The sequence below is a fragment of the Arsenicicoccus bolidensis DSM 15745 genome (assembly GCF_000426385.1).
GTDB lineage: Bacteria > Actinomycetota > Actinomycetes > Actinomycetales > Dermatophilaceae > Arsenicicoccus > Arsenicicoccus bolidensis.
The window spans coordinates 1-26,462 of the sequence record NZ_AUFG01000042.1 but is presented as its reverse complement, the minus strand read 5'-3'; the positions used below and the strand labels follow the sequence as shown (position 1 = coordinate 26,462).

At 73.3% G+C, this 26,462-nt stretch carries 21 protein-coding genes; 7 read left to right on the top strand and 14 right to left on the bottom strand.

The window, feature by feature from the left end; genetic code table 11:
- Positions 1 to 153: 153 nt before the first annotated feature.
- The 9 genes from K313_RS0116690 to K313_RS0116650 form a co-directional block, all read right to left on the bottom strand.
- Entirely contained in the window at positions 154 to 1,212 is a 1,059-nt protein-coding gene (locus K313_RS0116690) for a hypothetical protein (protein WP_156911439.1), read from the bottom strand.
- A gap of 81 nt (positions 1,213 to 1,293) precedes the next feature.
- On the bottom strand, positions 1,294 to 2,037 hold the full coding sequence (locus tag K313_RS0116685; RefSeq protein ID WP_029212584.1) for a sirohydrochlorin chelatase: 744 nt from the start codon (positions 2,035 to 2,037) through the stop codon (positions 1,294 to 1,296).
- Entirely contained in the window at positions 2,034 to 3,041 is a 1,008-nt protein-coding gene (cobA, locus tag K313_RS21530) for a uroporphyrinogen-III C-methyltransferase (RefSeq protein WP_029212583.1), read from the bottom strand. The genes K313_RS0116685 and cobA overlap by 4 nt, the downstream gene beginning before the upstream one ends.
- Entirely contained in the window at positions 3,038 to 3,475 is a 438-nt protein-coding gene (nirD, locus tag K313_RS21525) for a nitrite reductase small subunit NirD (protein WP_051274189.1), read from the bottom strand. The genes cobA and nirD overlap by 4 nt, the downstream gene beginning before the upstream one ends.
- The gene (gene nirB, locus K313_RS0116670; protein WP_029212581.1) at positions 3,472 to 6,132 is read right to left on the bottom strand and encodes a nitrite reductase large subunit NirB; all 2,661 of its coding nucleotides are present in this window, start codon (positions 6,130 to 6,132) and stop codon (positions 3,472 to 3,474) included. The genes nirD and nirB overlap by 4 nt, the downstream gene beginning before the upstream one ends.
- Positions 6,133 to 6,323: 191 nt before the next feature.
- The gene (locus K313_RS0116665; protein WP_029212580.1) at positions 6,324 to 7,928 is read right to left on the bottom strand and encodes an FAD-dependent oxidoreductase; all 1,605 of its coding nucleotides are present in this window, start codon (positions 7,926 to 7,928) and stop codon (positions 6,324 to 6,326) included.
- A complete protein-coding gene (locus K313_RS0116660) occupies positions 7,921 to 10,095 on the bottom strand; it encodes a molybdopterin oxidoreductase family protein (protein ID WP_029212579.1) in 2,175 nt (724 codons plus the stop codon). The genes K313_RS0116665 and K313_RS0116660 overlap by 8 nt, the downstream gene beginning before the upstream one ends.
- Positions 10,096 to 10,130: 35 nt before the next feature.
- Positions 10,131 to 11,546, bottom strand: a complete 1,416-nt coding sequence (locus K313_RS0116655; RefSeq protein WP_029212578.1) for an MFS transporter — start codon at positions 11,544 to 11,546, stop codon at positions 10,131 to 10,133.
- Between the two features lie 188 nt (positions 11,547 to 11,734).
- Positions 11,735 to 12,817: an NADH:flavin oxidoreductase/NADH oxidase gene (locus tag K313_RS0116650; RefSeq protein WP_029212577.1), complete on the bottom strand. Its 1,083-nt coding sequence runs from the start codon at positions 12,815 to 12,817 to the stop codon at positions 11,735 to 11,737.
- Between the two features lie 124 nt (positions 12,818 to 12,941).
- On the opposite strand from K313_RS0116650, the gene K313_RS0116645 reads away from it, so the two are divergent.
- The gene (locus tag K313_RS0116645; protein WP_029212576.1) at positions 12,942 to 13,349 is read left to right on the top strand and encodes a hypothetical protein; all 408 of its coding nucleotides are present in this window, start codon (positions 12,942 to 12,944) and stop codon (positions 13,347 to 13,349) included.
- Between the two features lie 135 nt (positions 13,350 to 13,484).
- Positions 13,485 to 14,786: an MFS transporter gene (locus K313_RS0116640; RefSeq protein WP_029212575.1), complete on the top strand. Its 1,302-nt coding sequence runs from the start codon at positions 13,485 to 13,487 to the stop codon at positions 14,784 to 14,786.
- Positions 14,787 to 14,794: 8 nt separating this feature from the next.
- Here K313_RS0116640 and K313_RS0116635 read toward each other — a convergent pair whose 3' ends face one another.
- Together K313_RS0116635 and K313_RS0116630 are read right to left on the bottom strand one after the other, a co-directional pair.
- Complete coding sequence (locus K313_RS0116635; protein WP_029212574.1) at positions 14,795 to 15,397, bottom strand: hypothetical protein; 603 nt, start codon at positions 15,395 to 15,397, stop codon at positions 14,795 to 14,797.
- An 83-nt stretch (positions 15,398 to 15,480) separates the two neighbouring features.
- Entirely contained in the window at positions 15,481 to 15,843 is a 363-nt protein-coding gene (locus tag K313_RS0116630) for a rhodanese-like domain-containing protein (RefSeq protein ID WP_029212573.1), read from the bottom strand.
- A 350-nt stretch (positions 15,844 to 16,193) separates the two neighbouring features.
- Between K313_RS0116630 and K313_RS0116625 the strand changes: the two genes are divergently transcribed.
- From K313_RS0116625 to K313_RS24740, 5 genes are all read left to right on the top strand, one after another.
- Positions 16,194 to 17,414, top strand: coding sequence for an NRAMP family divalent metal transporter (locus tag K313_RS0116625; RefSeq protein ID WP_029212572.1), 1,221 nt, complete (start codon positions 16,194 to 16,196; stop codon positions 17,412 to 17,414).
- Positions 17,415 to 17,423: 9 nt separating this feature from the next.
- Positions 17,424 to 18,182, top strand: a complete 759-nt coding sequence (locus tag K313_RS0116620; RefSeq protein WP_029212571.1) for a LamB/YcsF family protein — start codon at positions 17,424 to 17,426, stop codon at positions 18,180 to 18,182.
- A gap of 12 nt (positions 18,183 to 18,194) precedes the next feature.
- Positions 18,195 to 19,793 (top strand): 5-oxoprolinase subunit B/C family protein, encoded by a 1,599-nt coding sequence (locus tag K313_RS0116615; protein ID WP_029212570.1) that lies wholly within the window; start codon positions 18,195 to 18,197, stop codon positions 19,791 to 19,793.
- Between the two features lie 21 nt (positions 19,794 to 19,814).
- On the top strand, positions 19,815 to 20,630 hold the full coding sequence (locus tag K313_RS0116610) for a putative hydro-lyase (protein ID WP_029212569.1): 816 nt from the start codon (positions 19,815 to 19,817) through the stop codon (positions 20,628 to 20,630).
- Between the two features lie 189 nt (positions 20,631 to 20,819).
- Positions 20,820 to 22,532 carry a M20/M25/M40 family metallo-hydrolase gene (locus K313_RS24740; RefSeq protein ID WP_276203043.1) on the top strand — a complete coding sequence of 571 codons (1,713 nt, stop codon included), beginning with the start codon at positions 20,820 to 20,822 and terminating at the stop codon, positions 22,530 to 22,532.
- Between the two features lie 105 nt (positions 22,533 to 22,637).
- On the opposite strand, the gene K313_RS21515 is transcribed toward K313_RS24740, so the two are convergent.
- From K313_RS21515 to K313_RS24615, 3 genes are all read right to left on the bottom strand, one after another.
- Entirely contained in the window at positions 22,638 to 23,282 is a 645-nt protein-coding gene (locus K313_RS21515; RefSeq protein ID WP_029212567.1) for a phosphatase PAP2 family protein, read from the bottom strand.
- Positions 23,283 to 23,408: 126 nt separating this feature from the next.
- On the bottom strand, positions 23,409 to 24,152 hold the full coding sequence (locus K313_RS0116595) for a class F sortase (RefSeq protein WP_029212566.1): 744 nt from the start codon (positions 24,150 to 24,152) through the stop codon (positions 23,409 to 23,411).
- A 178-nt stretch (positions 24,153 to 24,330) separates the two neighbouring features.
- On the bottom strand, positions 24,331 to 25,485 hold the full coding sequence (locus K313_RS24615) for a hypothetical protein (RefSeq protein ID WP_029212565.1): 1,155 nt from the start codon (positions 25,483 to 25,485) through the stop codon (positions 24,331 to 24,333).
- Between the last annotated feature and the right edge of the window lie 977 nt (positions 25,486 to 26,462).

Sequence of the window (26,462 nt, the reverse complement as noted above, 5' to 3'; positions counted from 1 at the left end):
CCGAGGGGGCGGAGGCGTGAACGGGTGGGTTTGGCCACCGTCATGCGTGGTGTTCTCCACCCGTTGGTGGCGCGAGGCGCCCCGTCGGGTCACTTGCTGTCGTCAGCGGCGATGGCTGGGGTGCGAGGCGCCCTGTCGGGTCACTTCGTGTCGTCAGCGGCGGCCGAACAGCTTCTTGAGGAAGCCCTTCTCGGGCACCGGCTCGGGAGCGGGGATGGGCTCGGGCTGGGCTATGGGCTCCGCCCGCGGCAGGGGCTGCGGCTCGGGCGTGGGCTCCGGTGAGGGGGTCGGCTCAGGCGTCGGTGCAGGCTCCGGAGACGGTGCAGGCTCGGGCGTGGGTGCAGGCTCCTCGTCCGGGAGGGGCTGCGGGGTGGGGGTCGGCTCCGGGGTCGTGGGGAGCTGACCAGGGATGCGCTCCGGCTGGACCGGAGGCTCGGGGGTGACCTCGGGCTCCGACGCTATGGGCTCGACGGGCGTGGGCGCGGGCTCCGGCTCCGGCGACGGGGCGGGGGCGGACGCGGCGGCAGGCTCCGGGGCCGTCGGGTAGGCGACTTCGTCCTCGGAGGGCTCGTCTACGCGGATGCCCGGCTCACCGAAGTCGCCCGGCTGGTGCTCAGGCGTAGCGGCGGGCTGGGGCGTGGTGGGCTGGGCGACCGCCTCGTCCTCGGAGGGCTCGTCCACGCGGAGGCCCGGCTCACCGAAGTCGCCAGCCGTCGGCTCGGCCACCTCGACGACCGGATCGGGCTGGACCGGCTCGGGCGTGACGGAGGCGGGCTCTGGCGCAGCCGTCGCGGTGGGGGTGGGCTCGGGTGCGGGCTCGTCGCCATACGACAGGCCGACGAATCGCTTGGTGCTCTCGGCGAAGACGTGGACCCCGTCCTGCGCGGCGAGGTGCTCGACGATCCCGCGGGCCTCGTCGGCGTGCTCGCCGCTCGCATCCGCAGCGCCCGACATGTCGATGACGGTGGTCGCGTTGATCACGGGCCGGCGGCGGGCGCCCTCGGGGAGGTAGTCGGCGTACATCTCGCCGACGCGGTCCGCGTCCTCGAACCAGTAGGTGTAGGCGTAGCCGTCACGCGTCCACGTCAGCTTGAGGGCGGTCTGCTCGGTGGACCCGCCGGGGACGGCCTCGTCGAGCAGGGCCACGAGGCGGTCCTTGTCGAGACCTGCGGCTTCGGTGGCAAAGATCATGTGCGGGTATGCGCTGGCCATGGGTCCAGTGTCCCCGATGGTGATCCCCCGCGCGGCATCGGCGGCCGGCGCGATCACACGCTCGCTGGCGGTGAGGCGAGGTCAGAGCGGGCTGGCGACGCGGGCGAGGCGCTGGAGGCCCTCGGCATACCGGCGCTCGACCAGCGTCAGCAGCTCGGGGTGGGTGCCGAGGGGGCGGGTCGTGAGGTCGGCGCCGGCGCGGGCGATCACGTCGGCGAAGTGGCCGGGGCCGATCAGGTATGACGCCGCGATGACCCTGCGGGGGCTGCCGTCACGGGCCGCGGCCACGGCGTCAGCGATGGTGGGGGATGCGGCCGAGCCGTATCCCACGGTCACGGGCCCGGCCCACCGGCAGCGCACGGCGTCGAGCAGGGCGTCGACGTCGGCCTGGGCGCGCTCGCGGCTGGACCCGGCGGCGGCCACCACGAGGGCGTCGCCGGGCCCGCCGCCGGCGCCCTCGGCCCGGCGCACGAGGATGTCGGCGAGGATCGGGTCGGGGCCGAGCGCCCCTGTCGCGCAAGCGCTCTCGCGACCGGCGACGGCCTGGGCGATGTCGACCTCGACGTGATAGCCGAGCGAGAGCAGGATCGGCACGACGACGACCCGCAGGCCCGCCCCGGTGAGGGCGGCGACGCTGTCGGCGACGTGAGGCTCCTGCACGTCGACGTAGGCCAGCTCGACCCGCAGGTCAGGCCGACGCCGCCGCAGCCGCTCGGCGATGCCGGTGACGGTGCGCTGACCCTCGGGGCTGCGGGTGCCGTGCGCGGTCAGCAGCAGCACCGGCTCCGGCTCGGCGAGGGTCGTGCGGGGCGCGACGAGACTCATGCCGACAGTCTCCCCGTTGCGGCCCCGGCCGCGGCGGATGCGCCCGCGCCCTGGTCCGGCGTGCCGGTGACCTGCACACCGGTGACCTGCACGCCGGTGACCTGACCAGAGGCGGGTAGCCCGGCGACGGCGCCGACCACGATGACGGCCGGGTTGGTCAGCCCCTCCCGGGCGACGGCGCCGGCCAGCTCGGACAGCGGGGCCCGCACCTCGCGCTGCCAGGGCGTCCACGCCTGCTGTATGACGGCCGCGGGGGTCTGCGGATCACGGCCGTGCCGGACTAGCCCCGCCGTGATCTCGTGCAGCCGCCCCATCCCCATCAGCACCACGACGGTGTGCGGGGTCGTGGCCAGCGCGGGCAGGTCGAGCTCGTCGTGCCCGGAGACGGTCACCACCCCGGTCGACAGGCCGCGGTGCGTGACCGGTATGCCGGCCGCCGCCGGGGCTGCCACCGCGCTGCTGATGCCGGGGACGACGTGGCAGGGGACGCCCGCCTCGTGGCAGGCCGCCAGCTCCTCGCCGCCGCGACCGAGGACGAAGGGGTCACCGCCCTTGAGCCGCACGACCTTTCGTCCCCGCTTGGCGTGGTCGACTAGGAGCTGGTTGATCTCCTCCTGCGGCACCGGGTGGTGGTGCGGACGCTTGCCGACGTCGACCAGCTGGACGGATTCGGGCAGCTCGGTGAGCACCGAGACGGGTCCGAGCCGGTCGTGGACGACGACGTCGGCCTCGTCGAGCAGCCGTCGGGCGCGCACCGTCAGCAGGTCCGGGTCGCCGGGTCCGCCACCGACGAGCCACACCTCGCCGACGGACGGGCTGGTCCCGGGCGAGCTGTCCGGGCCGGACGAGCCGCTCGACCTGGAAGCGTGGCCGGAGCCGGAGCCGGAGCCGGAGCCGGAGCCGGAGCCGGAGCCGGACGGGCCGGTGGACCCGGAGCCGGAGGGGCGGTGCGGCAGCACCAGGGCGCCGAAGGGCGTCGACAGGGGAACGGGCGGGCGCGTCATACGGCCCCTCCCTCCACGGTCTGGCGGGCCCGCTCGGAGGAGGCCGCCGCCACCTCGGCCTGCTCCGCCGGCGCGACGCCCGATGGCTCGGTCACGCACGGCCCGACCTGCACCCGTCCCGCGATGACCTGCACGGCCCACGAGCCCAGCCCCACGCTCGGCTCCGCGACGGCGCGACCGCTGCGGACGTCGAAGGCCTGCTTGTACATCGGGGAGAAGATCACGGGGACCTCCCGCCCCTCGACCGTCACCGAGCCGACGAGGCCACGCGACATGACGTTGGCGTCGCAGTAGGGGTCGCGCTGCCCCACGGCGTGCACGGTGTCGTCGTGCAGCCGCACGATCGCCACCTGCCGGCCCTGCACCAGCGCCGGGGCCGCACGCTCGGGCTGCAGGTCACCGAGGGCGCACACGTCGGTCCAGGTCACGCTCATCGCCGCACCTCCAGGGTGGTCCCACCGATCAGCACGGGGGCTCCCGGCTGGTTGCTGCCCGGCTCGACGGGGTGGCCCTGCGAGGTGACGACCTCGATGTCACCGTCGCCGCGACGGGCGGCCTCGCGCTCCTCACGGGTCGCCGGACGACGCTGGCCGCGCTCGACGACATACACGAGGTCGCCGTCGACCTGGTCAGGGGCGTTGACGAAGGAGGTGAACCGGGCCAGCTTGACCGGGTCCTCGAGCACGTCGCGCCACTCGTCGGAGTAGGACTCGACGTGCCGCTCCATCGCCCGGTCCAGGTCCGCGCCGATGCCGAGGCTGTCCTCGAGGATCACCTCGCGCACGTGGTCCAGGCCGCCCTCGATCTCCTCGAGCCAGGGCGCGGTGCGCTGCAGGCGGTCGGCGGTGCGGATGTAGTACATGAAGAACCGGTCGACCGTGCGGACGAGCGTCTCGGTGTCGAGGTCCTCGGCGAGCAGCACGGCGTGGCGCGGGGTGAAGCCGCCGTTGCCGCCGACGTAGACGTTCCAGCCGTTCTCGGTCGCGATGATCCCGACGTCCTTGCTGCGCGCCTCGGCGCACTCGCGGGCGCACCCGGAGACGCCGAGCTTGATCTTGTGCGGCGCCCGGAGGCCGCGATAGCGCAGCTCCAGGTCGATCGCCAGCTTGACCGAGTCCTGCACGCCGAAGCGGCACCACGTGGAGCCGACGCAGGACTTCACGGTGCGCAGCGACTTGCCGTAGGCGTGCCCCGACTCGAAGCCCGCGTCGATCAGCCGCCGCCAGATCGCCGGCAGCTGGTCCATGCGCGCCCCGAACAGGTCGATCCGCTGGCCGCCCGTGATCTTGGTGTAGAGCCCGAAGTCGCGGGCGATCTCGCCAATGACGATGAGTCCCTCGGGGGTGACCTCGCCGCCCGCGATGCGGGGGACGACCGAGTAGGTGCCGTCCTTCTGCATGTTGGCGAGCACGTGGTCGTTGGTGTCCTGCAGGGCCGCCTGCTCGCCCTCGAGGATGTGCCCGGTCTCCAGGCTGGCCAGGATCGAGCCGACGACCGGCTTGCAGATCTCGCAGCCGCGGCCCTTGCCGTGCCGGGCGATGATCTCGCTGAAGCTGCGCTCCCCGGTGACGCGCACGGCGTTGAACAGGTCGGCGCGGGACAGCTCGAAGTGCTCGCAGAGCGACCGGTTGACCTCGAGGCCGGCCTTCTCCTGCTCGGAGGTGACGATCTTCTTGACCAGCGGGAGGCAGGAGCCGCAGCTGGTGCCGGCCTTGGTGCACGCCTTGACCTCGGCGAGGTCGGTGCAACCGTGCTCGGTGATGGCCGAGCGGATCGTGCCCGCCGTGACGTTGTTGCAGGAGCAGACGCCCACGTCGTCCGGCAGCTCGGCCGTGGCGTGCGGGTCGGCCTGCAGGCCCTCCGGGACGAGGTATGACGAGGGGTCGGCCCCGAGCCGGCGCCCCACCATCGGCCGGAGCGAGGCGTAGGCACTGGCATCGCCCACCAGCATCCCGCCGAGGAGGGTGCGGGCGTCGTCGCTCATCACGAGCTTCTTGTAGACGCCGGCCACCGGGTCGGCATAGGTCACCTCGAGGGCGCCGTCCGCGGTGGCGAAGGCGTCGCCGAAGCTCGCGACGTCGACGCCGAGCAGCTTGAGCTTGGTGGACGTGTCGGCGCCCGGGAAGGTGGCCGTGCCCCCGAGCAGCCGGTCCGCCACGATCTCCGCCATCGTGTTGCCGGGGGCGACCAGACCCCACACGCGGCCCTCGATGCAGGCGACCTCACCGATCGCGTAGACCGCGGGATCGCTGGTGGCACAGGCCTCGTCGACGACGACACCGCCGCGCTCGCCGATCTCCAGGCCGCTGTCGCGGGCGAGCTCGTCGCGGGGACGCACGCCGGTCGCGAACACCACGACGTCCGTGTCGACGCCGCCGCCGTCCGCGAAGTCCATGTGGGCGACGACGCCGCGGCGGGCCTTGATCCGCTGCGTGGCGGTGCCGGTCCGCACGTCGACGCCCAGCGTCTCGATGAGCCGGCGCAGCGCCTCGCCGCCACCCGCGTCGACCTGCAGCGGCATGAGGCGTGGCGCGAACTCCACGACCGTCGTGTCGACGTCGAGGGCCGTCAGGGCACCCGCCGCCTCCAGGCCCAGCAGACCACCACCGATGACCGCGCCACGCAGCCGCCGGGCGTGCTTGGGCCGGGCGTCCTCGACGTACTGCCGCAGGGCCGCGACGTCGTCGATGGTGCGATAGACGAAGGTGCCGGTGACGTCCTTGCCCTCCACGGGGGGCACGGTGGCGAACGACCCGGTGGCGAGCACCAGGGCGTCGTAGGCGAGGGTGCGGCCGTCGCTGCAGGCCACGCGCTGCGCCTCGCGGTCGATCTGCGTGACGGCGACGCCGCGGCGCAAGGTGACGTGCTCGTCGCGCCACAGGTCCTGGTCGCCGAGCGCGAGGTCCTCCGCGTCGCGGCCGCTGAAGTAGCTCGTGAGGGCCACCCGGTCGTAGGGCGCGCGAGGCTCCTCCGCGAGCAGGGTGACCCGCCAGGACGCGTCGGTGTCGCGGGCGCGCAGGGCCTCGACGAGTCGTTGGGCGACCATGCCGCCGCCCACGACGACGAGGTGGCGCTGGGTGCTGCCGGTCATCGGTCCTCCTGTGCTGGTGCGTGGTTCGACGCTATGGAGGCCGTGTTACGCCGAGGCGGGCACGATGTTTCGGGCGTGCTACGCGCGGTAACAACCCTGCGTCGGCGCCTCGCTCGCGGAGCCCTCTCACCGCCGCGTGAGAGGGCGGAGGTGGTCGTCCAGCGGCGCGCCGAGGGACCAGACGTGCCCTGTCACGTCGCCGCGGCGGCCACGGGGTGGGGGTCGTGCGTGGTGGCGGTTGCGCCCTCGTCGCTGCCCGGGTCGTCGCCGTCAACCTCGGCCAGCCAGTCCAGCAGCCCCTGCACGGTGGTCGTGCACGTGCCGCAACCCGTCGTGGCGCGCGTCCGGCAGGCGACGTCGTCGACCGTGCGGTCGCCCGCGCCGCGCGCGGAGACGATCTGGGACTTGGAGACGCCGTTGCAGCGGCACACGGTCGCCCGCCCCGGGATCAGGGCCGGGGACTGGGCGGTCGGCAGCCCACCACCGCCCTCGCTCGCCCGCAGCAGCAGCTGGGCGGGGTCGGCCGGCACGGGCAGACCGCGCTCGTAGGTCGCCGTCAGGTCCGCCGCCAGCTGCGCGTCGCCGACCACGCTCGCCCCCACGAGCACGCCGTCGCGCACGCCCACCCGGACGCGGCGCCGGGAGCGCAGGTCGGTGACGGTCACGACGTGCACGTCGGTGTCGGCCAGGTCGTCGTCGGGCAGGGTGCCGAGCGCGACGACCGTGAGGTCCTTGGCCTTGAGCCGTATGACGTCTCCGCCCGCCGCCTCGGGGGCGGGAGCCATCGGCGCAGCCGCCGTCTCGGGGGTGGAGACCGTCGGCGCAGCCGCCCCGTCGGTCGGGCCCGTCGAGCGCGAGTCGCCCTGTCGCGCCAGGCGTCTCGCGACGGCCGCCGCCTGGTCCCAGCCGGGCGCGAGCAGCCCGCTGCACCCTCCGGGGGGCTCGGCGCAGTCGCCGATCGCCGAGACCCGTGGGTCTGCGAGGGATCTCAGGTCGGGGTCGACGAGCACGCCCGCGGCGCAGGGCAGCCCGGCGTCGGCCGCCAGGTCGGAGCGTGGCCGCACGCCGGTCGCGACGACGAGCAGACCGCCCTCGACGACCGAGCCGTCGGCGAGCCGCACCCCCGCCACCGCACCGTCGTGGACGACCACCTCGGCCGCCCGGCCGCCCGTGACGACGTCGATCCCCTTGTCGCGCAACGCGTGCCGCAGCACGGTCGCCGAGGCCGCGTCCAGCTGGCGGTCCAGCGGTCCGGCGCCGGAGTGCACCACGGTGACCGGCACGCCGTGGGCGCGCAGCCCCACCGCCGCCTCGACGCCGAGCAGGCCGCCGCCGAGGACGATCGCCCGCCCCACGGATCCCACGCGCGCGAGGATCGCCCGGCAGTCCGCGAGCGTCCGCAGGGCGTGGACGCCCGAGGGCCACCGCGACGCGTCCTCCAGGCCGGCGAGCGGCGGCACGCGCGGGTCGGCGCCGTTCGCGAGCACGACGTGGTCGTAGGGGTGCTCGTCGCCGTGCTCGTCCACCACCAGCTGGCGCTCGCGGTCCAGGCGGACCGCCGCGACGCCGTCCAGCACCCGCACCCAGGTGGCGCGGTGCGGCATCGCGAGCCCGTCGACGGCCGCGCGTCCGCCGATGACCTCGGACAGCATGAGCCGGTTGTAGGCCCCCTCGGGCTCCGCGCCGATGACGGTGACGTCGATGACGGCGGGGTCGGCATACCGGTCCAGGTCGTCGACCAGTCGCGCCGCCACCATGCCGTGGCCGACGACGACGATGCGGGTGGGGTCAGGCACGGGGATCTCCTTGGGCGGCGCGGATGCTCACGGCCGTGACCTTGAACTCCGGCATCCCGCTGACGGGGTCGGTGGCGGGGTTGGTGAGGGCGTTGGCGCGCTCGGCCCCCGGGAAGTGGAAGGGGACGAACACCGTCTCGGGCCGGATCTCGCGCGACAGCCGGGCCGGCGCCGTGCACGACCCGCGCGCGGAGGTGAGGGTCACGTCCTGACCCTCCTCGACGCCGAGGGTGGCGGCCGTCCGCGGGTGCAGCTGCACGAACGCCCGCGGCTCGCCGGCCACCAGCTCGCGCACCCGCCGGGTCTGCGCCCCCGACTGGTAGTGCTGCAGGACGCGACCGGTGATGGCGTAGTACGGCGCGCCGGAACGCAGCTCGTCGTCCACGCCGCGCGGCTCGACGGGCAGCATGCGGGCCCGGCCGTCCGGCGTGGCGAAGCGGTCGAGCAGCACGCGCGGCGTCCCCGGGTGGGCGGGATCCGGGCAGGGCCAGTGGATCTCGTCGCCGCGGTCGAGGCGCTCGTGGCTGACGCCGCCGTAGTCCGCGATCCCGCCCGCGCTGGCCCGCGCGAGCTCGTCCATCACGAGCGCGGGGTCGGTCTCGAACCGCGCCGGTGCACCGAGGCGTTCGGCCAGGGCGGACCACACGTCGAGCTCGCTGCGCACCCCGGGTGGCGGGTCGATCGCCTTGCGGCGCCGGATGACTCGCCCCTCCAGGCTGGTCATCGTGCCCTCCTCCTCGGCCCACTGCGTCACGGGGAGCACGACGTCGGCGAGCAGCGCGGTCTCGGACGGCACGAAGTCGCAGACGACCAGCAGGTCCAGGGCGCGCAGGCGCTCGGTGACCTGCACCGCGCCGGGGGCGCTGACGATGAGGTTGGAGCCGTGGACCAGCAGGGCCCGTATGCCGCCCGGCTCGCCCAGCCGCCCGAGGAGCTGCATCGCGGGGACACCGGGCCCCGGGAGGGTGTCCGGGTCGACGCCCCACACCGCGGCGACGTGCGCCCGCGCGGCGGGGTCGCTGATGGAGCGGTAGCCGGGCAGCTGGTCGGCCTTCTGGCCGTGCTCGCGCCCGCCCTGCCCGTTGCCCTGACCGGTCAGGCAGCCGTAGCCCGAGCCGACGCGTCCCGGGAGGCCCAGCGCCAGAGCGAGGTTGATCGCCGCGGTGACGGTGTCGGTGCCGTGCGCGTGCTGCTCCACGCCGCGGCCGGTGAGCACGTAGGCGCCGGAGCCGGACGCGAGCGGTGCTGCGGCCGCGAGGATCTCGGCGGCGCGGCGCAGGTCGTCGGCGGGGACGCCCGTGACGCGCTCGACCCGCTCGGGCCACCACTCGGAGACGGAGGCCCGCACGTCGTCGGCCCCGGTGACCCGCTCGGCCAGATAGGGGGTGTCGGCGCGACCCGTCGCCCAGACGAGGTGCAGCAGGCCGAGGAGCACGACGATGTCGGTGCCGGGGAGCGGCTGCAGGTGCAGGCCGCCCCCGTCGTCGGTGAGCGCCGCCGTCGGCGAGTGGCGGGGGTCCACGACGACGAGGCCGCCGCGCGAGCGCGCGCCCGCGAGGTGCTGCACGAAGGGCGGCATCGTCTCGGAGGGGTTGGAGCCCAGCAGCAGGATCGCCTGCGCCCCACCGAGGTCGGCGAGGGGAAAGGGCAGGCCGCGGTCCAGGCCGAAGGCGCGGTTGGCGCCGGCCGCCGCCGAGGACATGCAGAACCGGCCGTTGTAGTCGATGAACGGCGTGCCGAGGGCGACGCGGGCGAACTTGCCTAGGGTGTAGGCCTTCTCGTTGGTGAGGCCGCCGCCGCCGAACACCCCGACGCACTCCCGGCCGTGCTCGTCCTGCAGGGCCAGGAGCCGGGTGGCGATCAGGTCGAGCGCCTCGTTCCAGGTCGCCGGCGCGAGCTCGCCTGCGGCAGAGCGGATCAGCGGGGTCGTGAGGCGGTCGGCGGCACCGAGGACGGAGGCGCTGGTCCACCCCTTCTGGCAGAGGCCGCCCCGGTTGGTGGGGAAGTCCCGCGGCCCCACCGTGGGCAGCGCGGCCTTCTCGGGAGTCAGGTCGGGAGTCAGGGCGGGCGTCAGCGTCATCGCGCACTGCAGCGCGCAGTACGGGCAGTGCGTGTCGGCGGCGGCCCCCGCGAGAGGGGCGGCGGTCGAGGCGGCGGGGGTCGCCATACCGGCAATCTCCTCTCCTGGCAGGGACGCTCTCGTCAGATGCGGTGCGCGGCGACGCTGGACCCGCGCCGCAGGTAGACCGCCCAGGTGAGGCCGAGCAGCAGCAGGTAGGCGCAGACGAAGGCCCACAGCGCGGCCTGCAGCGAGCCGGTCAACGACGTGGACAGGGCGAAGCCGCGCGGGATCAGGAAGCCGCCGAAGGCACCCACCGCGCCGGCGATGCCGATGCAGCCGGCGGCGGCCTTCTTGGCGCGGAGCAGGGCGTCGGCGCCGCCCTCGGAGGTGGCGGTGAAGACCGCGGGGATCATCCGGTAGACGGAGCCGTTGCCCAGCCCCGAGACCACGAAGAGCAGCAGGAACGCGCCGAAGAACAGTGCGAAGCTGTGCGCCCGCAGGCCCATCACGGCGCCGACGGCGCCGATCGCCATGACCACGAACGAGATGCAGGTGATCGTGGCCCCGCCGAAGCGGTCGGCCAGGCGGCCGCCGAGCGGTCGGGACAGCGACCCGACCAGCGCGCCGAGGAAGGCGAGGTTGAGGCTCATCTCGGGGAACTGCGCCTTGAGCAGCGTGGGGAAGGCGCCGGAGTAGCCGATGAACGACCCGAAGGTGCCGATGTAGATGACCGACAGCAGCCAGGTGTGCGGGTGCCGCGCGGCGCGGGCGTAGGACCGTCGGTCGGACCGGGTGCCGGCGATGTTGTCCATGCAGCGCCACGCGAGCACGGCGGCGAGCAGCACGAGCGGGATGAACATCAGGCCGGCCCGGTCCAGCGCGACGCCGGACGCCGTGACGATCACGAGGGGGACGGCGAGCTGCACGGCGGCCGTGCCGAGGTTGCCGCCGGCGGCGTTGAGGCCGAGGGCGGCGCCCTTCTCGCGCTCGGGGTAGAAGAACGAGATGTTGGCCATCGAGGAGCTGAAGTTGCCGCCACCCACGCCGGCCAGCGCCGCGATCAGCAGCAGCACGCCGAACGGCGTCTCCGGGTGCTGCACGGCCCACGCGAGGCCGAGGGTCGGCAGGAGGAGCAGCAGCGCCGAGATCGTCGTCCACGTGCGCCCGCCGAACGCCGGCACGGCGAAGGTGTAGGGCACGCGCAGCGTCGCCCCGACCAGGGACGGCACGGACACGAGCCAGAACATCTGGTCCACGGTGAGCGTGAACCCGGCCCGCGGCAGCTGCGGCACGACGATCGACCAGACCGCCCACACCGCGAAGCCCAGGAACTCCGCGAAGACGGACAGGATCAGGTTGCGGCGGGCGATGGTGCGCCCGCCGTGGTCCCACTGACCGGCGGACTCGGGGTCCCAGCCGACGAGGGTGCGGCCGGGGGCTCGGGTGAGTCCGGGGGCCAGCTCGCCGGGGGACGGCGCGTATGTCGTGGACGTGCCCGCGGCGCTGGCGGGGGCGCCCGAGGCGCTGGTGGAGGTGCTGCTCGTCGTGCTGCTCATCGGGGCTCCCGGTCGTGTGAGGGCTGCTCACGATCGACGCTAGGGAGCCCGTCCGCGCAGGCTGTTGCCCCTGTGTTGCGGTGACGTCAACGGATGACCCGATCCGCGAGGCGTCGTTAACCTGCCGGACCCACGACCGTCCGGACGTGCTCCGGACGTGCTCCGGACGTGCTCCGGGGGCGCTCCGGTCAGCGCCAGGCGCCCCGCCAGTAGGCCGGCGGGTAGGGCTCGTCGTGCTGGTCGACGCCCAGCTCGTGGGCGGCGCGCAGCGGCCAGGACGGGTCGCGCAGCGCGGCCCGGGCCAGGAGCACGGCGTCGGCGAGGCCCGCGTCGAGGATCTCCTGGGCCTGACGCGGCTCCGTGACCAGCCCCACCGCGGCCGTGGGGATCTCGGCTCCCTCGCGCACCTCGGCGGCCAGCGGCACCTGGTAGCCCGGCCCCACGGGGATCGCCGCCTGGGTCACGCCGCCGCTGGACACGTCGATCAGGTCGGCGCCGTGCTCGCGCAGCGTGCGCGACAGCGCGGTCGTCTGCTCGATGTCCCAGGCGCCCTCGATCCAGTCGGTGCCCGAGAGGCGCACGAGCACCGGCTTGTCCTGCGGCCAGACGGCGCGGATGGCGTCGAGCACCTCGACCACGATGCGCGAACGTCCCTGCAGGTCACCGCCATAGGCGTCGGTGCGCTGGTTGGACAGCGGCGAGAGGAACTGGTGCAGCAGGTAGCCGTGGGCCGCGTGGATCTCGACCGTGTCGAAGCCCGCCTCGTCGGCGCGGCGCGCGGCGTCCGCGAAGTCCCGCACCACCTGGGCGATCTCGTCGGTCGTCAGCTCGTGCGGGACGGCCAGGCCGTCGCCCACCGTCGGGGAGGGGGCCACGGTCGGCCAGCCGCCCTCGTCGGCGGGGACGGTGCCCTCGGGCTCGCCCTCCCACCAGCGGTAGGTCGACGCCTTGCGTCCCGCGTGCGCCAGCTGCACGCCGATCGCCGCGCCCTGCCCGTGCACGAACTCCGTGATGCGCGACCAGGCGTCGCGCTGCTCGTCGTTCCACAGGCCCGTGTCCTCGGGGCTGATGCGACCCTCCGGGGACACCGCCGTCGCCTCGGTCAGGATCAGCCCGAAGCCGCCCTGCGCCCGCGCTCCCAGGTGCACCAGGTGCCAGTCGGTGGGGACACCGTCCCGCTTCTCCACGGAGTACTGGCACATCGGCGCCAGCCAGACGCGGTTGCGGATCGTGAGGCTGCGCAGGGTGATCGGCGCGAACAAAGAGGTCATGCGGGCGGCAACCCCACGACGCCCGCGCCTGTTCCCCTGCATGCTCCCGGCCTGCACCCGGCCGGCAGCCGGCGTCGTCCACAGGGGGATGGGCGCATGTCCGTCGGCTGCCTAGGCTGGGCCCATGAATCCCTTCCTCACCGAGGCCTTCGCCGAGTCCCTGCTCGACCAGTCGCTCACCGGGGTGACCGAGCGGGGCGGGTGGCTCGGGTCGTTCGTGGCCAAGCGGCTCGTCACGGTGACCGCGAGCTCGCTGCTCGAGATGCCCGGGCCGTATGCCGACGCCCTGGCGCGGCTCAAGGCGACCCGAGGCGGCGAGGGACCTGAGCCGCGGGACACGGACGAGGGGCGGGCGCAGGGCTACTCGTGGGTGGACCGCGGTGGGGTCATGCCCGTCGTGCTCGTGGCATGGCTGATCGAGGGGCAGTCGCCGGTCCACGTGGAGGCGTTCACCAAGGCCAGGGCGGGCGACACGAGCGCCGCCGAGCGCGCGATCGCCGACCTCGCGAGCCGCCTCCGGGTCGAGGGCTGACTCGCCGCCCCCGAGATCGGCGGGGCAGCGCGGTGACGACGTTCGCGATGTGGGCGGGCCTTCCCGGCATACGGGCCGCTCCCTAGTCTCGCTGGCATCACGCCGAGCCCTCGGCGACCCACCCCGGAGGTCGCGATGACCGCTCAGACCGTCCCCCCGCGGCGGCGGCTGCACCCCGCGTGGATCGTCGCCGCCGTCACGCTGGGCGCGCTCGTCGCGGGCGCGGCGTTCCGCTCCTCCACGGGCGTGCTGCTCGAGCCGATCGAGCGCGAGTTCGGCTGGAGCCGGGCCACGACGTCGGGCGCGGTGAGCCTCAACCTCGTGCTCTACGGCATCGTCGCGCCGTTCGCCGCCGCGCTGATGGAGAGCTGGGGCGTCCGCAAGACCGTCACGATCGCCCTGGCCGTCGTCGGCGTCGCGAGCGGGCTGACCACCGTCATGACCGAGCCGTGGCAGCTGTGGCTGCTGTGGGGGCTGCTCATCGGGACCGGCACGGGGGCGATGGCGCTGGTGCTCGGCGCGATCGTCGCCAACCGCTGGTTCGACGAGCGCCGTGGCCTGGTCACCGGCCTGTTCTCCGCGGCCAATGCGACCGGCCAGCTGATCTTCCTGCCGCTCATCGCGGCCGCCGCCGAGGGCCCGGGCTGGCGTTACGCCGCCGGGGTGACGGCCGTCCTTGCCGTGCTCATGGCCGGACTCGTCGCCGTGTTCCTGCGCGACCGGCCGGCCGACATCGGGGCCCTGCCGTACGGCGCGACCGAGCCCCCGCCACCCGAGGTCCGCCGCTACGCCAACCCCGCGACGCATGCCCTCACCGTGCTGCGTCGCGCGAGCCGGTCGTGGCCGTTCTGGGCGCTGATGCTGACCTTCTTCGTGTGCGGGTGGTCGACCAACGGCCTCGTGCAGACGCACTTCGTGTCGGCGGCGCACGACCACGGGATGCCCGCGACGACCGCCGCGGGGCTGCTCGCGGTGGTCGGGATCTTCGACATGGCCGGGACCGTCGCGTCCGGGTGGCTCACCGACCGGATGGACTCCCGCTACCTGCTCGCCGCCTACTACGGCCTGCGCGGGCTGTCGCTGCTGACGGTCCACGAGCTGCTCGCCTCGACCGTGCAGCCGGCGCTGTGGGTGTTCATCGTGTTCTACGGCCTCGACTGGGTCGCGACCGTCCCGCCCACCGTGGCGCTGTGCCGGCAGTTCTTCGGGATCGAGGACTCCGGCGTGGTCTTCGGCTGGACCTATGCCTCGCACATGATCGGCGCCGGGATCGGCGCGAGCGTGGCCGGCGGCATCCGCGAGACGACCGGCAGCTATCACGGCGCGTGGATCGTGGCCGCGGGCCTGTGCATCGCCGCGATGACCTGCTCGCTGACCATCCCGCGACGTGGCGCGCCGGTGCACTTCGAGATGGCGATGGAGCCCTCCGACCCCTGAGCCGCGGCTTAGAGGGAGCGCAGCCAGCGGTCGCCGTCGTGCTCGAACCCCATGGCCTGCAGGTACTTCCGGTGCACGTCGGTCTCGGCCACCGCCACCACGCGGCGAATCCCCTTGCCCCGCAAGGTGCCGGCGCGGTCGGCATACAGCCATCGCCCGATCCGCGAGTCGCGGTAGGCATGCATCACGTAGTCCAGGTCGACCTGCAGGTCACGACCGTCCTTGCGCCCCAGCAGCGCTCCCGCGGGCAGGCCCTCGCGCGTCAGCACGAAGGCGACGTCGTCGAGGTGCGCGCTGGTGAATCCCGGCTGGCTGCGGTGGATGTCGTCGAGGTGGGTGCGCAGGAAGTCCGCGAGGTAGGGGTCCTCGTGCGACACCTCCACCATCCCGAGGTCCTGGCGCGGGCCGAGCTCGCGGCGGAGGTACCACACGTTGATCAGCGCGATGATCCCGTTGGACACGATCACCGGCCACGCCCCGATCAGCGCGCCGTAGACCACGAAGACCACCGACCCGACGAACGAGATGACGCGCAGCCGCACCACGGACGTCATCGCGAGCGACACGACGATGAGGGCGGACGCGAGATAGCCGATGAGCTCGGTGGTCATGCCCCACCTCACCATGCCCGGCGGCGCGAGACCGGCAGATCAGGCCGTATGCCGTCCCGCCCGCCGCACGACGGGCCCAGGCATCAGGCGGAGGCCGCCACCACGGGCAGGCCCGCCTCGAGCCACGCGCCGAAGCCACCGGTGACCGCGGCGACGGGTGCCCGCACGGCGGCGCGCAGCTGCTCGACGAGCGTCGCGGCCTCGTCGTCGGTGTCGGCCAGCACGAAGACCCGCTGCGGCGCCGGGGCGGCGGCGAGCTCGTCGGCCAGGCGCGGCGCGAGGTCGGGGTGGATCGCGCCGGTGCTGCGGTCGCGGCGGGCGTCCACCAGGGCGGCCCGGGCATAGAGCGCGAACTGGTAGGCGGCGCGGGCGGACACGTGCCCCGCGACCGTGGCGGTGGTGGCGGGCGAGGTGAACAGCTGCGTCTGGGCGGAGGTGTCGTTCATCGCGGGTCTCTCTCGGGGGCGGGCCGGACGGTCGTCGTCGGCCGGGTCGGGCAGGGGCTGGGGGGTGGGGCTCAGCGCGTGCCGCGACAACACCGGGCGGCCGCGGCGAGGCGGCACATTCGGTGGCTGCGAGAGGTCATGACACCTAGGAGACCACGCACCTCGCATCAGCGGAAGTAACTCGATCGATAATCCCGCGTTATGAGACATGTGTCGTGGGAGCGCGAGGGCCAGAATGGTCGCAGATGCGACATCTGGGGTGCCCTGACGTCGGATCTGCGACCACTCTGTCCGCAGCCGCCGGCGCTGAGGGGGTTGTGCCTGGCTGGGGGTGTGGTGGGATGACCGTCATGGCCGACACCCCGCCCAGCAGCACCCCCGAGACCCGCACGAGCGGCCGCAGCGCCATCCTCGGCGCGATGTTCCTGATGGCCACGAGCGCCATCGGGCCGGGCTTCATCACCCAGACCACGACCTTCACGGTCACCCTCGGCGCCGCGTTCGCCTTCGCGATCGTCATCTCGATCCTGGTCGACATCGCCGTGCAGATGAACGTCTGGCGCGCCGTCGGCGTCAGCGGCCTGCGCGCCCAGGAGCTCGCCAACCGGGTCGTCCCCGGGCTCGGCTGGGTGCTGGCGGCGCTCGTGCTGCTCGGCGGCCTGGTCTTCAACATCGGCAACATCGCCGGCACCGGCCTCGGCCTGGACGCGATGATGGGCGTCGACCCGATCATCGGGGCCGTCGTGTCGGCGGTCATCGCCATCGCGATCTTCCTGGTCAAGCGGGCGGGGATGCTGCTCGACCGGATGGTCGTCTTCCTCGGCCTGCTGATGATCGGCCTGACGACCTGGATCGCCATCACGTCCAAGCCGCCGGTCGGCACTGCGCTGCGCAACGCCGTCCTGCCCGACACCCTCGACGTCGTCGCCATCACGACCCTGATCGGCGGCACCGTCGGCGGCTACATCACGTATGCCGGCGCCCACCGCCTCCTCGACTCCGGCCTCACCGGCCCTGAGCACGCCCGCGAGATCGGGCGCTCGTCGGTGCAGGGCATCATCGTCACCGCGATCATGCGGGTCGTCCTGTTCCTCGCGGTCCTGGGGGTCGTCGCGGGTGGCGCCACGCTCGCCAAGGCCAACCCCGCGGCCAGCGCCTTCGAGCAGGCGGCCGGGTCGTTCGGCCTGCACGCGTTCGGGGTGATCCTGTGGGCCGCGGCGATCACCAGCGTCGTCGGCGCGTCATACACGTCCGTCTCGTTCCTGACGAGCTCGCGCACCAGCGACCGCACCCGCAACCTGATGACGGTCGCGTTCATCGTGGTCTGCACCGTGCTGTTCCTGCTGCTCAAGAAGGCCCCGGTCACGCTCCTCGTCTTCGCCGGCGCCTTCAACGGGCTGATCCTGCCGCTGGGCTTCACGATCATCCTGATCGTCGCGATCTGGCGGCGGGACCTGCTGCACGGCTACGTCTACCCGCGGTGGCTGATCGTCGTCGGGGTGCTGGCGTGGCTGCTGACCCTCTACCTCGGCTACCAGTCCCTCGGTGGTCTCGCCAAGCTCTGGGGATAGGAGAATCCCGTGCGCATCGACCTCAACTCCGACCTCGGCGAGTCCTTCGGCTCGTGGTCCATGGGTGACGACGAGGCCATGCTCGACGTCGTGACCAGCGCCAACGTCGCCTGCGGCTTCCACGCCGGCGACCCGCTCGTCATGCAGCGCACGGTGGCGGCGGCCGGCGAGCGCGGTGTCGTCGTGGGCGCGCACGTGGCCTACCGCGACCTGGCCGGCTTCGGGCGTCGCTTCCTGGACGTGGCGCCGCACGAGCTCGTCGCGGACGTCGTCTACCAGCTCGCCGCGCTCGACGGGATGTGCCGGCTCGCTGGCACGCGCGTCGCCTACGTCAAGCCGCACGGCGCGCTCTACAACACGATCGTCCACCACGAGGCGCAGGCCCGGGCCGTGGTCACGGCCGTCAAGTCGTATGACGACGCCCTCCCGATCATGGGGCTGCCGGGCAGCGCGGTGCAGCGGCTGGCCGACGAGGCCGGGCTGCCGTTCGTGGTCGAGGCGTTCGCGGACCGTGGCTACCAGCCCGACGGCACGCTGACGCCGCGCTCCCAGCCCGGCGCCGTCCTGCACGACGCGGACGCCGTGGCCGCCCGGATGGTGCGGCTCGTGACCGAGGGCGTCGTCGAGGCCGTGGACGGGTCCGACGTCCGGCTCTCGGCGGACTCGGTGTGCACGCACGGGGACTCGCCCGGCGCGGTGCACATGGCCCGCGCCACGCGCACCGCCCTGGAGGCGGCCGGCGTCGAGATCCGGCCCTTCCTGCGATGAGGGCGTGACGCGATGACGGCGTGGCGGCGTCTCGGCGACACCGGCGTGCTCGTCGAGCTGGCAGGCCTGGACGAGGTGCTCGCGCTCGACGCCGCCGTGCGCGCGGAGATGTCGCGCGGGTCAACGGGGCTCGCGGTAGTGATGGACGTGCTGCCCGCGGCGCGCACTCTCGCCGTGACGGTCCCGGCGGGCACGGACCTCGGGCGCGTGGCCGACGAGATCCTCGCCCTGGCAGGCGATCCGGGTGCGGACGCGGCCACCGGCGAGGTCGACGAGGTCGAGATCGCGGTGCACTACGACGGCCCTGACCTCGACGAGATCGCCTCTCTGACGGGCCTGTCCGCCGCCGAGGTCGTCGAGGCTCACACCGGCACGCCGTGGCGGGTGGCCTTCGGCGGCTTCGCGCCCGGCTTCTTCTATCTCGTCGACGGGGACCCGCGCCTGACCGTCCCGCGGCGCAGCGAGCCCCGCACCGCCGTGCCGCCCGGATCCGTCGGGCTGGCAGGGGAGTTCAGCGGCATCTATCCTCGCGCCTCGCCCGGCGGGTGGCAGCTCCTCGGCCACGTGGACGAGGCGCTGTGGGACGTCGACCGGGACCCGCCGGCGCTGCTGCGGCCCGGGCAGCACGTCCGCTTCGCCGCGGCACCGGCCGCCCCCGGCGAAGCCTCCGACTCCGCCGCCGAGATCCGTCCAGTCACGCCATCGCGCTCGGCCACGAGATCGTCTGCAGACCAGGGCATCTCGCACGATCGCGGCTCGCTGACCGTCCTGGCGACCGGCCCGCGCGCCCTCCTGCAGGACCAGGGCCGACCCGGGCTCGCGCACCTCGGCGTCGGTCGCTCGGGTGCTGCGGACCGGGCCGCCCACGCCCTTGGCCAGCGCCTGCTCGGCAACGAGCTCGACTGCGCCGCCGTGGAGGTCACGCTCGGCGGCCTGGCGGTGCGTGCCGAGGCCGACTGCCTGGTGACCGTGACCGGAGCACCCGCACCTGCCCACATCGACGATCGCCCGGTCGGCCATGCGGCGGTGCTGCGCCTCGTGACCGGTCAGGTGCTGCGGCTGGGCGCGCCGGCATACGGCCTGCGCAGCTATCTGTCGGTGCGTGGAGGGATCGACGTGCCGCCGGTGCTCGGCTCGCGATCGACCGACACGCTCGCCGGGCTCGGTCCGGACCCGCTCGAGGACGGAGAGGTGCTGCCCATCGGTGACGCCGCCCGCGCCCTCCCGACGACGGAGCAGGCGCCCCTGCCCGGCGGCCCTCCCGCCCGGATCGTGCTGCGCGTCGTCCCGGGGCCGCGGGTGGACTGGATCGCCGACCGCGAGGTCCTCGTCGCGACGCCGTGGGAGGTGTCGGCGCGCAGCGACCGGATCGGCGCCCGTCTCGTCGGCGAGACCCTGGTGCGGCACCCCGACCACGAGGGGGAGGAGCTGCTGAGCGAGGGCGTCGTCCGCGGCTCGATCCAGGTGCCGCCGGGGGGCGAGCCCGTGCTCTTCCTCGCCGACCACCCCGTCACCGGCGGCTATCCCGTCGCCGCGGTCGTCGTCGACGAGGACGTCGACCTGGCCGCCCAGCTGCGCCCCGGCGACCAGGTCCACCTGACCTGGCGCTGACGCCGACCGAGAGGAACCGCGATGACCCAAACCACCAGCCCGTCCCCGGACCTCCCCGCCGACCCAGCCGCCTTGTCTCCCAACGAGGCTCGCGCGATCTTCCGCGACGGACTGGTCACCCCCACCGCGGGCTGGTGCCGCGGCCACGCCCAGGCCAACCTGGTGTGCCTGCCGCGCGAGCTCGCCTTCGACATGCTGCTGTTCGCCCAGCGCAACCCCAAACCGTGCCCGATCCTCGACGTGCTCGAGCCCGGCGCCACCGACGGGCCGATCCTCGACGGCGACGTCCGCACCGACCTGCCGCTCTATCGCGTCTGGCAGGACGGCAAGCTCGTGGCGGAGGTCCCCGACGTGCGCGAGCACTGGCGCGACGACCTCGTGAGCTTCCTGGTGGGGTGCAGCTTCACCTTCGAGCACCCGCTGGTCGAGGCCGGGATCGACGTGCGGCACGTCACCGACGGCGGCAACGTCCCCATGTATCTCACCGACCGCCCCTGTCGTCCCGCCGGCACGTTCAGCGGCCCGCTGGTCGTGTCGATGCGGCCGATCCGCGCCGACCGGGTCGCCGACGCCGTGCGGATCAGCGGGCGCTACCCCGGCGTCCACGGCGCGCCGGTCCACGTGGGGGACCCGGCTGCGTTGGGCATCGGTGACCTCGACCGGCCCGACTTCGGCGACCCGGTGCGCATCGAGCCGGGCGAGATCCCCGTCTTCTGGGCGTGCGGCGTGACGCCCCAGGCGATGGTCATGGCGTCGCGTTCGTCGCTGGCGATCACACACGCGCCCGGGCACATGCTCGTCACGGACGCGCGGGACAGCGACTACCTCGTCCCCTGACCCACTCCCACGATCGTGAGGGTTTTGTCCACGTTTCTTGGAGGAAACACTCACGATCCTCCGAGATTGGGTGCGCTGACCCCTTGACGGATGACTCACCCGATCGGACTATGGCGGTGCCGCGCTGCTCACGCGGTGTACCCCATCCCCACGCGCTCTCACCTGCGCCATCACCCGAAGGAGGCTCTGGTGCGACCACTCAGCGTGCGATCAGCCCTAGCTCTCCCCGTCGCCGCCCTCGGCGTCACCGGTCTGTGCCTCGGCGGCGGTCTCGTCGCCACGGCCTCCCCCTCGTCGTCCGCCGTCACGACAGGGGAGACGGCGGCCCCGCCGGCCGCGGCACCCAGCAGCGCCCCCGTCGCGCACCCCGGCGGCGTCGACCGCTCCCGCGTCTTCGTCGTCAGCGGGGCGGAGGAGTATGCCGACCACTTCGCGCCCACCGCCACGCGCCTGGCCTCGGCCACGGACAAGGCCGGCACGCCCGTCGTCCTGTCCACCACGACGTCCGACCGGCTCGCGAGCTTCCACGCCGCGGCGCACGAGGGCAAGCGGTGCCCGGGCTTCCGGACGTTCGCCACGCGGGCGGAGGCCGAGGCGTTCATCGCGCAGGACCTCACGGCGCAGACCGTCGGGCAGGCCTTCGCGGCATACAGCATCGACAACCAGACCACGGTGAGCCCCTGGATCAGCCAGGTCGACCACACGCGGATCAAGTCCACGATCACCCACCTGTCGACGGCCTATCCCAACCGCTACTACGCGAGCACCTATGGCAAGCAGGCCGCGACCTGGATCCGCGACACCTGGGCGGGCCTCGGGGCCGGGCGCAGCGACGTCACGACCGAGCTGTTCACCGGGTGCACCCAGTGCTCCACCCAGCCGTCCGTGCTGATGACGGTCAAGGGCGCCGAGCTGCCGGGCGAGGTCGTGGTCGTCGGCGGGCACCTCGACTCGATCTCCAACTACGGCACCGGTGACGCGATGCGGGCGCCGGGCGCCGACGACGACGCCTCGGGCATCGCCACCATCACCGAGGTGGCGCGCATCGCGCTCAAGGACGGGTGGAAGCCCAAGCGCACCGTCGTCTTCGCCGGGTATGCCGCCGAGGAGGTCGGCCTGCGCGGGTCCGACGCCGTGGCGCGGTCGTTCAAGGCGCAGGGCAAGAACGTCGTCGGCGTCATGCAGCTCGACATGACCAACTACGACCCCGGCACGGGTGTGGACATGGCCTTCCTCACCGACAACGTCAACGCGTCCCTCACGACCTGGTCCAAGCAGCTGTTCGACGCCTACCTCAAGCCCACGGGGCTGGTGCGCGGCGACATGACCTGCGGCTACGCCTGCTCCGACCACGCCTCGTGGACCAGCGCCGGCTACCCGTCGATGATGGCGGCCGAGCCCGAGATCTTCCCCAAGCTGCACACGACCGGGGACACCCTCGCCAACCTGGGGGGCACGGCCGAGCCGTCGGCGAAGTTCGCCAAGCTCGGGCTGGCCTTCGTCGGCGAGGTCGCCAAGACGGCGGGCTTGAGCACGCCGACGCCGACCCCCACGCCGACCCCCACCCCGACGCCGACGCCGAGCGGCTCGGTCCTGCAGAACGGCGTGCCCCGCACCGGCCTGTATGGCGCGGCCGGCGTCATGACGGGCTACAGCATCGCCGTGCCCGCCGGCGCCAGGAACCTGACCGTCAGCACGTCGGGCGGCACCGGTGACGTCGACCTCTACCTCAAGGCCGGGAGCGCCCCGACCACGTCGAGCTACGACTGCCGTCCGTACCGCTCGGGCAACACCGAGACCTGCACGGTCGCGGCGCCGGTCGCCGGCACCTATTACGTCGGGCTGCGGGGCTACTCGGCCTACTCAGGGGTGACGCTCACGGCGTCCTACACGGCGCCCTGACCGCACCTGCCCAGCGCCGCCGCCCCACCAAGATCGTGAGGGTTTGGTCCAAGAACGTTGGACGAAACCCTCACGATCGTGGAGGAGCATGGGTAGGAGGCGGCTCTAGCGGTGGGCTCGGGCCCGGTGCTCGTGCACGACCAGCAGGCCGACCACGGCCCACGCGACCGCCACCAGCACCGACGCCACGGGGTCGCTGGGCCGGTGCCAGCCGGCGAGGACCACGCCGAGGCCGGTGAGCAGCGTGGCGCCGGCGGCGAGCGCCGCCCCCACCGCTCGGAGCCCGCCGCCCAGCGCCACGACCGCCGCCACGGCCAGGGCCGCGACCGCACCCGTGTGGCCGCTGGGGAACGAGTTGCCGTAGTGCGAGATCCCGAGGTCCGGCCGCTCCAAGGTGTACTTGAGCACCTCGGCCGACACGAACGTCCCCGCCGCGCACACCACCCCCACGACCGCCGGCACCAGGCGCCGCTGCGCCACCGCCAGCAGCACGATCGCCCCCAGCGCCGCGGCGCAGGACAGTGGGGTGATCACCCCGAGTGCCTCGGCGACGCGTCGGGCGCCGACGGGGGACAGCTCGTGCAGGTGCCACCAGATGCGGTGGTCCCAGGCCTGGCCGCGCACGGTGCACACGGCCACGGCATACAGGCTCGTCAGGGCGGCGCACGCCGCAGCCAGGCCGGTCATGCCGGCGAGGCGGGCGCGCACGAGGGCGGTGGAGCTCAGGGCGCGGGGGGAAGGGCTGGTCATGCGGATCCTCTCGACCGGATCACGCTAGGGCAGCGGGCTGTGGACGGGCTGTGGCGCAGCACCGGACCGGGTGTGGGACGAGTGCGCGCCCCGGGGAAAGGAACCCGGGGCGCGCGCGTCCGCCAGTCAGCCGACCGGGACGAGCCTCGCGAGGTCGTTGCGGGTGCGGCTGGTGGTCTCGCACGTGACGAGACCGAGCTGGCGGGGTCCGGCACGGTCCACGATCCATGCCGGAAGGCTGTGCTTGTCGACACCTGGCACGACCTCGACGACCCGCCAGGCCTGCCCGGCGACGCTGAGGGTGTCACCGGTCTTGAGCTCGCGGACGTACTCCAGCGCGCCGACCGTGGCGTCGCTGCGCGTGGAGTGGCCGACCACGATCGTCGTGCCCCGCGTCGCCCCGAAGTCCGGGCTGCCGGTCCACCGGCACACGGCGCCGATGTCGCTGGGCGGGGTGACGGTGTTGTCCTCGGTGGCGCACCCGGTGACCGGGGCGTCGACCCCGAGGACGGGGATGCGCAGGGTGCGGGAGCCGTCGTCGACGGTCCGCGCGCCGGGCTGTCCTGAGGCGGACGTCCCGCGGCCCGTGGAGGTCCCGGCCGGGGCGGCCGACCTGGCCGCTGACGACGAACCGGCCGAGGGAGTGCTGGTCGCGGCGCCGGCGCTCGTGGTGGCCGCGGCTCCACCGGTCGTGGCCGCCGTCCCCGTCGCCGACGCGGTGGAGGACGAGCTCGCGGCGGTCGGGCTGCCCGCCGCCACCTCGGTGCGGTGGTGGGTGGCCGCGGGGCCTCCCTCGCCGCCGCACCCCGTCAGCAGCAGGCCGAGCGCGACGGCGGCCGTGGCGGCCAGCTGCGGTCGTCGGGCCGTCATGTCGTCCTCCTGGTCCGTGGTCGATGGGTGTCGTGCACCCTTGCGAGAGTGGGTGGTTCGAGTGGTGGCGCGGTGGCCTGCACGGGGCGAGGCCCCCCGCTCCCAGGGGAGCCGGGGGGCTCGCCACCCGGCTGGGACGCGACGTCGCCTCCCAGCGTGTTGTGCCGTATGCCGTGTCTCAGGCGCTCTGGCGGCGACGGATGGCGGGGACCATCATCAGGCCCGCCGCGACGGCCAGACCGGCGCCGAGCGCACCGGCACCGAGACCGGACTCGTCACCCTCGACGCCGGAGTTGAAGACCGGCGCGCCGTTGGCCGTGGCCTTGGCGGGGGTCTCGGTCACGACGACACCGAACGGGGTGACGGGCGTGACGGCGACCGGCGTGTGGCCGACCGGCTTCACCTTCACCGGGGTCGGGGTCACGGGGGTGGGCTTGACCGGGGCAGGCGTCTGGGTGACGGGCTTCTCCGGGGCCGGCGTGGTCGGCGTGGTCGGGGTCGGGCAGGTGTTGTCGCAGTCCTCGACCGGAGGCGTCGTCGGCGTGGTGCCGCACGGCACGTTGGCGTCCTTGATGGTGTGCACGATCAGGTCGCCGGTCGGGAAGGTGTACCAGTCCGCCGAGACCGCCTTGACCACGAGGGTGCCGTTGCTCCACTCGCCCCGATCCCAGATGACGCCCTTGGCGTCGGGGAGGGTGACCTGGTCGTTGTCGGCGCCGCAGACCGGGACGACGACCGGGGCCGGCGGGGTGACGGTCTTGCAGATGTTGCACTCGTGGCCGGGCGTGGGCTCCTCGGACGGCGTGGGCTGAGGCGTGGTGTCCTCGGTCGTGGGGGTCTCGGTCGTGGGGGTCTCCGGCTTGGTGTCACCGGGCTTGGTGTCACCGGGCTTGGTGTCACCGGGCTTGGTGTCGCCGGGCTTGGTGTCGCCGGGCTTGGTGTCGACGGGCTTGGTGTCGCCGGGCTTGGGGGTGGCGGGGCCGTCCGGGCGGTCCGCCGGGCCGCAGTGGTCCTCGTTGACGCCACCGTGGTTGCCGTGCTGGACACAGTCCTTGCCCTTGCCGGGGTTGGGGTCGTCCTTGGCCGGCTTGCCGGTGGCGCCGTGGTCGCTGCCGTCGGCCTCCTCGGCGTGCGGGGTGGTCTGCTTCGCCTGGTCCTGCTTCTTCGCCGGATCCTGCTGCTTCGCCGGGTCCTGCTTGGCGGAGCTCTGCTTGGTGGGCTGGGTCGCCCCGTCGTGACCGGTGGCCATGGCCGTGCTGGCGCTGCCGAGAGCGATGCTCAGGGCGAAGGCGCCGGAGATGACGATGCGGCCGGTGGTGAGCGTGCGGTTCATGGTGCGGTTCCTTTCATACGGAGCATCAGTGCTCCTGGATGTCTGATGTGCTGTGCCGCCGGGCCGAGCGTGGTCTCGGATGGTGTTCTGTGCGGCGCCCCCCGTTGACAGCAATTCAACGAGGGAATGACGGACACGGCTCAGAAATGAATGGGAAATGATCCGAAGCAGGGAACAAGCGACGCTCTTGGTCAGGTTCAATGCACGCTGCGTGATGTCCCGTTCGTGACGGCGATGACTCAGCGAAGCGCCCTGACCTGCAGAAACGCATCGGAAGGAGGAGTTTGCGCGACATACGTCGCTATGAGTAGCGGCATGGTCACGGTGCGTTCAACGGCAAATCTCGCCGCCCACCTGAGTGCAAAGAATGCGCTTCCGCGCAGCTGGACAATGGGGACACATAGCCATGAATTCACGGCAATAAATGACGCAAAGAATGCATGCGAACACGGTGCGTAGTATTCGCGCCGCGAATGTCCGCAAATGCACCGTCCCGGGCGATTCGTTCTCTGACGCTGACGCCGCCGGCTCGGGGGCGGGGCACGGGGAGGTGTCGTCGGCTGCCGTCCGACGCGTCCTCGGGCCTCCCGCCATTGGTCACCCCTGGTGTTGTGGATCGTTCCAAAGGGGCGGCGAGGCGTCACTGGTGACCAATGGCCGGGCGGCGGGGCGTCACTGGTGACCAATGGCCGGGCGGCGGGGCGTCACTGGTGACCAATGGCCGGGCGGCGAGGCGTCACTGGTGACCAATGGCGAGGGTGGGGCGTCACTGGTGACCAATGGCCGGGCGGCGAGGCGTCACTGGTGACCAACGGCCGGGTGACAGCTCCGGATGGGCGCGGCGACCCGGCGATAGGTCACGGAGAGTGATACTTTAGTTACGACGTCAGTCGCATCCGTGCAGGTCAAAGATGCGGGCTGTGACTGCTGAGAGTAATCACGTGGACGATGGGGGACATGGTGAGCGGGAGCCGAAC